The 10,873-nt window shown below is 72.2% G+C and carries 8 protein-coding genes; all 8 read right to left on the bottom strand.

Features of this window, described 5'->3' with window-relative positions:
* Positions 1-241: 241 nt before the first annotated feature.
* Entirely contained in the window at positions 242-2,707 is a 2,466-nt protein-coding gene (locus ABZ385_RS32435; RefSeq protein WP_358914121.1) for a protein kinase, read from the bottom strand.
* Between the two features lie 46 nt (positions 2,708-2,753).
* Positions 2,754-3,785, bottom strand: coding sequence for a hypothetical protein (locus ABZ385_RS32430; protein WP_358589012.1), 1,032 nt, complete (start codon positions 3,783-3,785; stop codon positions 2,754-2,756).
* Positions 3,773-4,432, bottom strand: coding sequence for a hypothetical protein (locus ABZ385_RS32425; protein WP_358914120.1), 660 nt, complete (start codon positions 4,430-4,432; stop codon positions 3,773-3,775). Before ABZ385_RS32425 ends, ABZ385_RS32430 begins: the two co-directional genes overlap by 13 nt.
* Before the next feature lie 145 nt (positions 4,433-4,577).
* Positions 4,578-5,432: a carbohydrate ABC transporter permease gene (locus ABZ385_RS32420; protein WP_358914119.1), complete on the bottom strand. Its 855-nt coding sequence runs from the start codon at positions 5,430-5,432 to the stop codon at positions 4,578-4,580.
* The gene (locus ABZ385_RS32415; protein ID WP_358589018.1) at positions 5,433-6,395 is read right to left on the bottom strand and encodes a sugar ABC transporter permease; all 963 of its coding nucleotides are present in this window, start codon (positions 6,393-6,395) and stop codon (positions 5,433-5,435) included. It abuts the gene before it with no gap.
* Between the two features lie 212 nt (positions 6,396-6,607).
* A complete protein-coding gene (locus tag ABZ385_RS32410) occupies positions 6,608-7,975 on the bottom strand; it encodes an extracellular solute-binding protein (RefSeq protein ID WP_358914118.1) in 1,368 nt (455 codons plus the stop codon).
* Between the two features lie 130 nt (positions 7,976-8,105).
* Entirely contained in the window at positions 8,106-8,819 is a 714-nt protein-coding gene (locus tag ABZ385_RS32405; RefSeq protein WP_358589022.1) for a response regulator, read from the bottom strand.
* The gene (locus tag ABZ385_RS32400; RefSeq protein ID WP_358589024.1) at positions 8,816-10,843 is read right to left on the bottom strand and encodes a sensor histidine kinase; all 2,028 of its coding nucleotides are present in this window, start codon (positions 10,841-10,843) and stop codon (positions 8,816-8,818) included. The genes ABZ385_RS32405 and ABZ385_RS32400 overlap by 4 nt, the downstream gene beginning before the upstream one ends.
* Positions 10,844-10,873: the final 30 nt, after the last annotated feature.

Raw genomic sequence — 10,873 nt, 5'->3', positions numbered from 1 at the left:
CGCAGCACCCTGCCGACGTCGTCGGAGAAGTCGTGCAGGTCCTTGGCCAGCTTGCGCACCCGGTGCGGATCACCCGGCGTCGGATCCTTCTCCAGATCCAGGACATGCCAGTCCTTCGGTCGATGGCCCCCCACGTGACGTCCCCCGTACCTGCCGCGACTTCAGCAACCACACGCTCGGACGAAACTATCGAATGCGAGTGCGGTCGTGAAGCTCGGGGCGGGACGCCGTGCGGGCACCGTCACCGGCGCGTCGGTTCGAAGCCCGCGTCCACCTTGCCGAGTTCGGCCCACTCGGCTCCCTCGCGGCGGTCGAACCACACCGGGCGCTGCCGTGCCGAGCGGCGCTTCTCGAAGGAGACGTCGTCGAGGACACCGTTCACGGAGACGCGCTGGATCTCGCGGTCCAGGGTGTGGCGCAGCGACACGGCCGAGGTGGCCGAGGTGTCGGCGGGCGGGAGCTTTTCGAGGGCCGCGGCCAGCGCCGTGGCGCCGTCGTACAGCTCCTGGTTGCCCCGCGCGGGGAGGTTGTCGTCCGGTTCGCCCGTGTAGTTGCGGGTGCGCAGGACGCCGGCCGGGACGTCCTTGTCCCGCGCCTCGGCCCTGGCCCGGTCCTCGGAGTCGGCACAGGTGCCTTCCGGGTCGGCCTGCGTGAGGACGGGGCCCTTGAAGCCGTCGGCCCGCAGCGCCTTGGCCCAGACGTCGGCCCGCGTACCGGTGGGCACCACGACCGCGTCCGCCCGCGCCGCCGCGACCACGGCGGGGATACGCGCCGCCTTCACCTTGCCGGGCTCGACGTCCAGCGCCTTCATGGTGAGCCCGCCCCTGCGCAGCGCGGTGCCGATGCCGTCCTCGCGGTCCGCCCACAGCTCGTCCTGCGCCACGAGCACCCGGCGCGCCGTCGTCTCCGCGCGCAGATAGCGGGCCATCGCCTCGCCCTGGCGGGCCTCGTCCGCCGGGATCGCGAACGCCCCGTCGGCATGGGCGTACTCCGCGCACGTGCTGATCTCCGGCAGGAACGCCTCGTCCGTGTCGTGCACCCAGGCGAAGTCCGCGGTGTCGCCGACGACGGCGAGCATGCCCGGGTGGCCGGCGAGCAGCTCGCGCGCGGTGGTGTCCGGGTCCGCCGTCACCGGCACGACACGGAAACGCGCGGCCTCCTCGGCGCCGAGGGTCTCGGTGAGGGCCGACTTGACCGTACGCAGCTGCTGGGTCCTGAAGGCGTCCAACTCCGCCTTCTCGTACGAGTCCGGGTCCGGGTCCGGGCCCGCGTCGGTTCCCCGGGGATTGCCCACGTGCCGGTAGCTGTGGGCGACGCCGATTTCAAGGACCGTCTCTTTGCCGTCGGCGCCCGAGGGCGTCCCCGGCGTCGAACCGGCGTCCGACGCGGTGAGGGCCTGCACGCCGAAGCCCACGGGGATGCCGACCGCGAGGATCAGGGCCGAAGTGAGCAGCAGACGCCTGCGGGAGCGGCGGCCGGGGCCGGGCGCGAGGGGGACGGTGGTCTGCCCGAGCGGGGTGGAGGTCTTCCCGAGGGAGGCGGACCGCTGCGCGCGAGGGAGCGCGGGCCGGGTGTGCGCGGTCGCGAGTGAGGGCGGCGCCGCCGGTCGCGGGCCCGGGTCCTGGACCCGCACGGTCGGGGTTCGGGGCGAGGACGACGTAGGGACCGAGTCCCAGGGCGCGGAGGGCCCGCCTTCGGCGGCGTCCGAGGTCGGTGGCCGCGCGTCAGCGGGAGATGACGACGCCTCGTCGAACGGCACCAGACCCGACGGCGCCGCGTCGGCGTGGGCGGGTGACCCGGCACCCTCCGGGCCGCTCTCCCGTGCCGGTGCCTTCTCCGAGGCCGCCTCCGCGTCCGGCGGCAGCGACCGCGCCGCCGCCAGGATCCGGTCGAGCGTCGTCGCCGCGTCCGCCGGGCGGTCATCGGGGTCCTTGGCGAGGAGGTCGAGGACGAGGCGCTCCACGGGCCGCGTCACCTCGGGGCGCGCCGCGCTCGGACGCGGCGGCGCGTCGTTGACGTGCTGGTACATCACACCGGCCGCAGTCCCGGTGAACGGGGGCCCGCCGACAAGGAGTTCGTAGAGCACGCAGCCGAGCGCGTACAGGTCGGTGCGGCCGTCGCCCGCCTCCTGGCGGAACCGCTCCGGCGCCAGATACGGCACGCTGCCGAACGGCAGCTGCCCCGTGTGCGTCAGGCGCGAGTCGCCCGCCGCCCGCTCGACGAACGTCGCGATGCCGAAGTCCACGACCTTCGCCGTGCCGTCCCGCGCGACCATCACATTGCCGGGCTTGATGTCGCGGTGCACGACGCCCGCCGTGTGCGCCACGTCCAGGGCGCGGCACACGTCCGCCGCCCAGCGCAGTGCCTCCGCCACCGGTACGCGCACGCGTTCGCGCAGGATCTGGTCGAGCGAGCGGCCCTGCACCAGGGCCATCACCAGGTACGGGGTGCCGTCGCCGTCCGCGCCGTGGTCGTGCACGGCGACGATGTACGGGCTGTCCAGGGCGGCGGCGGCGCGGGCCTCCTGGCGGAAACGGGCCAGGAGCTGCGCCCGCTCGCCTGCGTCCGCCGACGCGGACGGCACGAGGAGCTTGACCGCCACCTCGCGGTTCAGGCTCCGGTCCCGGGCCCGCCAGACCTGGCCCATGCCGCCCGCGCCGATCGGCGCGAGCAGCTCGTACCGGCCGTTCAGCAACCGTCCCCGCACGGCGTTCCCCCTTCGACGCCGATGATCCTAACGGCGGCCGTTCCCCCTACCGGTTGACGGACTGGATCTCCTGGACGACCACGTCCTGCTCCGCGCCGAACTCGCCGTCCGGGAGCGGTCGTTCACCGTCCATGCCCGTCCCCGTCCAGCGGATCTTCCAGGTGACCGTCGCCTTCAACGGGTACGAACCGTCCCCCGACGACCGCAGGTACTTCACACCGCAGGGCGGGGTCTCCTCGGCCCTGCCCTTGGCGTACGGGGTGCCGATCCTGTTGCCCACGAGGTCGCAGACGCCGGACGCGGGATAGGTCTCCGCGTCCGGTGTGCCGGGGTCGATCCTGAGGGAGACGGGTTCGGCGGTGGTCGTGGCCTGGATGTTGAGCACCTGGACCCGGGCCGTCACCGACACCGGCTTGAACTCGGTGCCGTCCAGCCACGCCCACGTCGGCAGGTTCACCTTCGTCCCGGCCTTTGGGGCCAGGGACACCTTGGTGCCGGGGACGCGGATCCTCGCGTAGGCCAGCTTCGCCAGGAGCTCCGGGTCGATGGTGGGGAGGCCGGCGGGGGGCGGTTCGTTCTCGTCGACCCAGAAGGTCTCCTTGTTGCACTTGTCCCAGCCGGGCGGGTACGTCTTGTTGGGGAAGCCCGTCCACCAGTAGCCCTTGCCGGCCTTGTCGAGGTTGAAGTTCTTGTACGGGCCGCCCTCGACGTACCGCTTGCGCTGCTCCAGGTCCCACGAGTGGCCGGTGGAGTCCACCGCCCAGACCGCCTCGCGCTCCTTCTTGAACTGCGCGGGCGTGTAGGCCGGCCCGTACCAGCAGGGGGGCGGGCTGTAGTCGCCCGTCGGGGCGATGGTCCCGGACCTGGGTCCGGAACCGTTCTTGGACTCGTCGTAACTGATGCCGCCGGCGGTGGCCGTCAGTGTGCCGTCACCACCGTCCTCGGTGGGGCCCTGGGCGCTGCCGTTGGTGGTGCCGCCGTGGCCCGTGCGCGCCGACGCGGGTCCCGGCAGGAGCAGCGCCGCGGCCAGCACCATGGCCCCGGCGGCTATGAGCGGTGTCCTTCTCACGGCTGGCATGTGGCGTTCCCCCGGTCGGATGTGGTCGTCTCGGTGATCCAGACGCCTTGATCGTTCCTGTGCAGTCGGCTGCTGTAGAGCACGAAGTCGTCCCTGGAAGGCGCGGCGGCCTTGGCGGTTTTCCCCGTCTTGAGGCTCTTGTTGTGCGCCTTGCGCTGGTCCTCGCAGTAGACGAGGCCTGCCGTCCTGCCGCCCGTCACGTCCACCCGCGCGTTGTAGAAACGCTTCACGCCGGTGATCCGGTCCTTGTACTCGACGTACTCCTCGACGAACTTCTGGCTGCCGGCCGCCGCGTCGCCCTCGGAGTAGAAGCGGTAGGCCTTGTGCAGCGGGTCCTGCTCGGCGATGGCCATGTCGACGGCCTTCACGTACTGCTCGGTGTCGGCCAGCACCGCGTCCTTGTTCTTGTCGCCCGTCCTGGCCCACTCGAACTCGTACGTCAGATCCGCGGGCAGCTCGATCTCCGGCCGCTTCGCCGTCGCGTCCGCGGGCTCGCTCGGGGGCGTGGACTTCTTCTCGCCCCCCTGCTCCGCCCCGGCGATCTTGTCGTCGTCCCCGGAGGGCTTCTCGTCGCCGCCGCAGGAAGTCAGCAGCAGGGCCGCGGTCGCGGTGAGCGCGGCCGTCGCGAGGCGGAAGGGGCGGTTCACTGTCGGCTCCTGGCAGGTGGGGGAGGGGGGTGCGGGCTCAGCACGCTAGTGCGAGGCGGGGCCCTATACCAGGGAGATGTGCCGTCACGAATGGGGCGCGAGGGACGTATCGGAGCGAAGGGATGTCACAGTTCTGTGCCCGCCCTCAGCCCTTCACCGCCCCGCCCAGCGCGAAGCCCCCGCCCAGGCGGCGCGAGACGAGGACGTACAAGAGGATCACCGGGGTCGAGTAGAGGACGGAGAACGCGGCCAGCTGGCCGTAGACGACCGTCCCCTTGTTGCCGAAGAAGTCGTTGATGCTGACCGACGCCGGCATCTGCTCGGGGGTGAGCAGGAGCATGAAGGGGACGAAGAAGTTGCCCCACATCATGACGAACGAGAAGACCGTCACGACCGCCACCCCGGGGCCCATCAGGGGGAGGACGATCCGCAGCAGGGACTGGAGGGACGAGGCGCCGTCCGTCCACGCCGCCTCCTCCAGTTCCTTGGGGACGCCGTCCATGAAGTTCTTCATCAGCCAGATGGCGAAGGGGAGTTGGGACGCGGCGAAGAAGAAGATCGTGCCCTGCATCGTGTCGATCAGGTCGACCTGGACGAACAACGCGTACACCGGGACCATGATCGCGGTGATCGGCAGGCTCGTCGCGAAGAGGACCGTCAGCATGAAGGGGCGGTTCAGGCGGGAGCGGTAGCGGGAGAGGGGATAGGCGGCGAGGGCCGCGCAGACCACCGTGAGCAGCGTGCCGCCCCCGCACAGGAGGAGGCTGTTGAGGAGTGGCGTGAAGGTGATCTCGGGGGTCAGGACCTTGTCGTAGTTTTCCAGGGTGAGGCCGTCGGGGAGGCGTACCCGCAGGTCCGCCTCCGGGTCGAAGGAGGACAGGACCACCCAGGCGAGGGGCAGCACGAACGCCGCCGCCACGACCAGCAGGCCCGCGTCGGCCGCGAGACGGTGCTTCCTGCGCCGCGAACGCGCGGTGCTCGCACGCTTGGTGAGGGCCACTCAGACCTCCGTACGCAACAGGCGCATGTAGACGAGGGAGAACAGCGAGCCGACCAGGAGCAGGAGCAGGGCCACCGCCGTGCCGTACCCGATCATGCTCTTCTGGAAGGCCTGCTCGTACATGAACAGCGGCAGGGTCTGGCTGCGGTTTCCCGGGCCGCCGCGTGTCATCACCCAGATCAGACCGAACACGGAGAGCGTCTGGAGGGTGTTGAGCATGAGGTTCGTGCCGATCGAGCGGCGGATCATCGGCAGCGTGATGTGCCACATGCGGCGCCAGCCGCTCGCGCCGTCCATCTGCGCGGCCTCGGTGATCTCCTGGGGGATCTCGTTGAGGGCGGCGGAGTAGACCAGCATCGAGAAGGCCGTCCCGCGCCATACGTTCGCGAACGAGACGGCGAGGATCGGCAGGGTGAACAGCCAGTTCTGGGACGGCAGATGGAGGAAGTCCAGGACGGCGTTGAGGGTGCCCTCGCGGCGGAAGAAGGCGTAGAGGAGGAAGCCCGCGACGACCTCCGGCAGCACCCAGGCCGTGACGACGATCGCGCCCGTGAGGGTGCGGACCGGCTTCGACGCGCGCTGCATGAGGGAGGCGAGGGCAAGGCCCAGCGTGTTCTGGCCGATGAGGGAGGACAGGACCGTGAAGACGAGGGTGAGCCAGACCGCGTTGAGGAACCGTTCGTCGCCGAACGCCTCCCGGAAGTTGTCGAACCCCACGAAGCTCGACTCGGCCTGGCCGGTCAGCTGGAGGTCGGTGAAGGCGATGTACGCGCAGTACGCGATCGGCCCCGCGAGGAACAGGGCGAGCAGGACGACGGCGGGGGAGACGGGCAGGGCCCTGAGCAGGCCCCGCCGGGTACGGGCGCCTGTGCGGCGGGCGGGCGGCGGCGGTGGTGGTGGCGCGTCCGGCCCCGGCGCCGTCTTGGCGACGCCACCGGGGGGAGCGGGGGGCACGGTGGTCATGTACGGGCACTCGCTCTCTGGTACCGGTGGCGGGCGGTCACGGGAGGGATGGCGTGCGGTGCCGGCACCGGTGACCCGTTCGCCGGGGTGGGCGGCACGGTTCTCTGTGCCGGCGTACCGGCCGGGTGCCCCGCAGCCGGGTGCCCGGACGGCGGGCGTCAGGGCGGCCCGGCCTCGGGGCGGCCCGGCGTCGGGGCGGGCGGGGGGCGGCGCTACTTCTCGATGACCTCGCCGTCCGTCGCCGACTCGACCTCCTCGTCGTAGCCGTTCGCCGCCTCCTCCACCGAGCTGTCGCCCGTCGTCACCGACTCCATCGCCTCCTGGATCGCGGTCGAGACCTTCGGGTACGCGGGATACGCGGGCCGGTAGTGCGTCGTGGCGACCAGGTCGGTGAAGAACTTGATGCCGGGCTGCGCCTTCACGTACGAGGGGTCGTTCGCGACGTCCTCGCGGACCGCGATGCCCGAGTTGGCGACGTACCACTTCTTGGCGTTGGCCTTGGTCTGCATCGTCTCGATGAACGCGAAGGCCAGGTCGGGGTTGCTCGCCTTGGCCGGGACGGCCCAGGTCCAGCCGCCGGACATGCTCACCTTGCCGGGCGCCTGACCGTGCTGCGTCGGCATGGGGGCCAGGCCCAGCTCCCGCGACCACGCGGGCCACTCGTGCCCCGCGCCCTTGCCCCAGTCCTGCGGCAGCCACGAGCCGTCGAGGGCGATGCCCAGCTTGCCCTCGGGCAGCAGCTCACCGCGCACGCGCGTCGCGAAGTTGGGGTCGAGGGCGTCGGAGACGTCGGGGCCGAGCTTCTCGTCGTAGACCGTCTCCACGAACTTCAGGGAGTCCTTGAAGCCCTTGCCGCCGGTGACCCACTTCTTCGCCTTCGGGTCGTACAGCGGGTCCTCGCCCGTCCCGTAGGCGAGCATCTGGAAGCCCTGCATGGTCGCCGCCTCGCCGGCCGGCTTCCCGGTGTAGACGTTCAAAGGGGTGACGCCCGGGACCTTCTTCTTGATCGTGCGGGCCGCGTCGAGGACCTCGTCCCAGTCCTTCGGCCGCCAGTCCTGCGGCAGCCCCGCCTTCTTGAAGATCGCCCTGCTGAACCACAGGCCGCGCGTGTCCGTGCCGTCCGGCACGCCGTACGTCTTCCCGTCGGCCGCCTTCGCCGCCGCCTTGGCCGTGTCGATGAACTGGTCCCAGTCGTCCCACTTGTCGAGATAGGGGTCCAGCGGCTTCAAGTACCCGCTCGTGATGTCGGAGTTGATGAGGAAGGTGTCCTCGTACACCAGGTCGGGCGCGGTCTTGGGGGAGCGCAGCATCTGCTGGAGCTTCGTGTAGTACTCCGAGTCCGGCGCCTTGATCGGCACCAGCTCGACCTTCTTGCCGGGGTTCGCCTTCTCGAACTGCTTCTTGAGGTCCGTCAGGAACGTGTCCATGATCCGGATCTCGTTGTCCGTGGACTGCTTGAAAGAGACCTTCACCGTGTCGGGGTCGTCGTCGGCGCCGCCGCCGCACGCGGTGAGGGTGCCGGCGGCCAGCAGGGCGGTGGCGGTGAGCAGCAGCGGGGTGGTGGTGGGACGCACGGGCACGACCTCCTACAGCGCGGGGTGCAACGCGGAGCTGCCCGGTGAACGTAAGGGCGCGCTCGGAGCAAGGTCAATGCCCGTGCCACGGATGGGCGTTGACGCCCGTCATCCACCTGACAACGTTGTTATAGGACTACGTCGGCGACGCGCCCGGAGCGGGAGGCCGCTCCGTCGCCGTGAGCCACCGGTACACCAGCTCCGGGCGCCCGACATGGCCGTACTGCGGGCTGCGGGCCGCGCGGGCGGTGTCGACCAGGTGTTCCAGGTAGCGCCGCGCGGTGATGCGGGACAGGCCCGCCGCCTGGGCGGCCGCGGTGGCGGTCAGGCCCTCGGGGGCGGCCCGGAGGGTGCGTATGACGCGTTCCAGGGTGGGACCGCTGAGGCCCTTCGGCAGCGCGGCCGGGCCCGGGGCGCGCAGCGTGGCGAGCGCGCGGTCCACCTCGTCCTGACCGGTCGCCTCGCCCTCGGCGGCGGCCGTGCGGAACTCCGCGTACCGGGTGAGGCGGTCGCGGAGGGTGGCGAAGGTGAACGGCTTCAGGACGTACTGGACGACGCCGAGGGACACGCCCTCGCGGACCACGGCGAGATCGCGGGCCGAGGTCACCGCGATCACATCCGCGGGGTGGCCCGCGGCGCGCAGGGAGCGGGCCAGTTGGAGGCCGTGCCCGTCGGGCAGGTGCAGGTCCAGCAGGATCAGGTCGACGGGGGTGCGGTCGAGGACGCGGCGGGCCTCGGCGGCGGAGTGGGCGGGCCTCGCGACGGCCTCGAACCCGGACACGCGGTTGACGTACAGGACATGGGCGTCGGCCGCGACGGGATCGTCCTCGACCACGAGCACGCGAATCACCGCCCCGCACCTCCCCGACTGCCGAGCTCGACCTCGGACGGCGGCACGGCTGGCCCGGGTGCTCCGGGTGCCCCAGCGGCCCTGGCAGTCCCGGCCGCCCTTGCAGGCACGGCAGCCCTGGTGGTCCCGGCCACCCCGGCAGGCACGGCAGCTCCGGTGGTCCCGGTGGTCCCGGTGGTCCCGGCCACCCCGGCAGGCACGGCAGCTCCGGTGGTCCCGGTGGTCCCGGCAGCCCCGGCAGGCACGGCGACCCCGGCCACCCCGGCAGGCACGACCGCCCCAGCAGCCCCGGCCGCCCCAGTGGTCCCGGCAGGCACGTCCGTCCCGGACGACACGGCGGCCCCGGATGACACAGTGCCCCCGGCCGGCACGGCAGCCCCAGCGACCCCGTCCGCCCCGGACCACCCGTCCGCCCCAAACGCCAGCGTCACCTCGAATTCGGCGCCGCCCTCCGCGGAACCCCGCAGGGTCAGCGTGCCGCCGTTGCGTGTCACCGTCTGGTGGACCAGGGCGAGGCCGAGGCCGCGGCCCGTCGCCGCCTTGGTCGACCAGCCCCGCTCGAAGACCGCCTCCCGCAGGGCGGGTTCGACGCCGGGGCCCGTGTCCGCGACGCGCAGCAGGAGACCCGTTCCGTCGGCGCGTGCCGTCACCGTGACCCGGGCGGCCGGGGAGCCCTGCGCCGCGTCGACCGCGTTGTCGATGAGGTTGCCGAGGACCGTCACCAGGTCGCGGGAGGACAGGGACGCCGGGAGCATGCCGTCGTCGATGCTGCTGTCGGCGGAGACGACCAGCTCCACGCCGTGCTCGTTGGCCTGCGCCGCCTTGCCGAGGAGCAGTGCCGCGAGGACCGGCTCGCTGACGGCGGCCACCACCTGGTCGGTCAGCGCCTGCGCCAGTTCCAGCTCGGCGGTGGCGAAGTCGACGGCCTCCTCGGCGCGGCCCAGCTCGATGAGGGAGACGACGGTGTGCAGCCGGTTCGCCGCCTCGTGGGCCTGCGAACGCAGCGCCCGCGTGAAGCCGCGCTCCGAGTCCAACTCGCCGGTGAGCGCCTGGAGTTCCGTGTGGTCGCGCAAGGTGACGACCGTGCCCCTGCGCTCGCCGCCCGAGACGGGGGAGGTGTTGACGACCACCACGCGGTCGGCGGTCAGATGCAGCTCGTCCACCCGGGGCTCGGAGGCCAGCAGCGCTCCCGTGAGGGGCGCCGGCAGCCCCAGCTCGGCGACATTGCGGCCCACGGTGTCGCCGGGGACGCCGAGCAGCTCCCGGCCGGCGTCGTTGATCAGCGCGATGCGCCGCTGCCCGTCGAGCATCAGCAGTCCCTCGCGCACCGCGTGCAGCGCCGCCTCGTGGTAGTCGTGCATCCGGCTCAGCTCGGCCGCGTTCATGCCGTGCGTGCTGCGGCGCAGGCGCGCGTTGACGACGTACGTGCCGATGCCGCCGAGGACGAGCGCGGCCGCCGCGACACCGAGCAGCGCGAGGAGCTGGCCGCGCGCCTTCTCGGTGATCTCCTCGATGGTGATGCCCGCGGAGACCAGGCCGATGACGCGCCCCTCGCCCGCCTCGCCCGCCCGGATCGGCGTGACCACCCGCACCGAGGGGCCGAGGGTGCCGGTGTAGGTCTCCGCGAAGGTCTCGCCGCGCAGCGCCCGCGCCGTGTGGCCGAGGAAACGCTCGCCGATGCGCCGCTCGTCGGGGTGCGTCCAGCGGATGCCGCGCGGATCCATGATCGTCACGAAGTCGACGTCCGTGTGCCGCTGCACCCGGCTCGCGTACGGCTGGAGCCGCTTCGAGGGCTCGTCGTCCTCGCGTATGGCCTCTCGTACCGAGGGAGAGTCCGCGACCGCCCGGGCCGCCGCGGTCGCCTGGTGGCGCGCCGCGTCCTCCGCCTGGCGCTTGTCGCTCAGATAGGTGAAGAGCGCGCACCCGGCGACCACGGCCGTGACCAGCACGATCTGCATCGCGAAGAGCTGGCCCGCCAGGCTGCGCGGCAGGCGGCGCCGACGGGGTGGGCGAGTGCGGGACATGGTGCCAGTCTGCCTCGTCGCCCCGCCGTC

The sequence above is a fragment of the Streptomyces sp. NPDC005898 genome, assembly GCF_040629635.1.
Classification (GTDB): Bacteria; Actinomycetota; Actinomycetes; order Streptomycetales; family Streptomycetaceae; genus Streptomyces.
The sequence above is the reverse complement of the archived record's forward strand: the minus strand, read 5'-3'. Positions and strand labels throughout refer to the sequence as shown.

What these genes read in the sequence shown, in the direction of transcription:
- ABZ385_RS32430 (WP_358589012.1), bottom strand. Translation starts at nt 3,785, where the DNA reads ATGCCAGCCGTGAGAAGGACACCGCTCATAGCCGCCGGGGCCATGGTG.
- ABZ385_RS32415 (WP_358589018.1), bottom strand. Translation starts at nt 6,395, where the DNA reads ATGACCACCGTGCCCCCCGCTCCCCCCGGTGGCGTCGCCAAGACGGCG.
- ABZ385_RS32400 (WP_358589024.1), bottom strand. Translation starts at nt 10,843, where the DNA reads ATGTCCCGCACTCGCCCACCCCGTCGGCGCCGCCTGCCGCGCAGCCTG.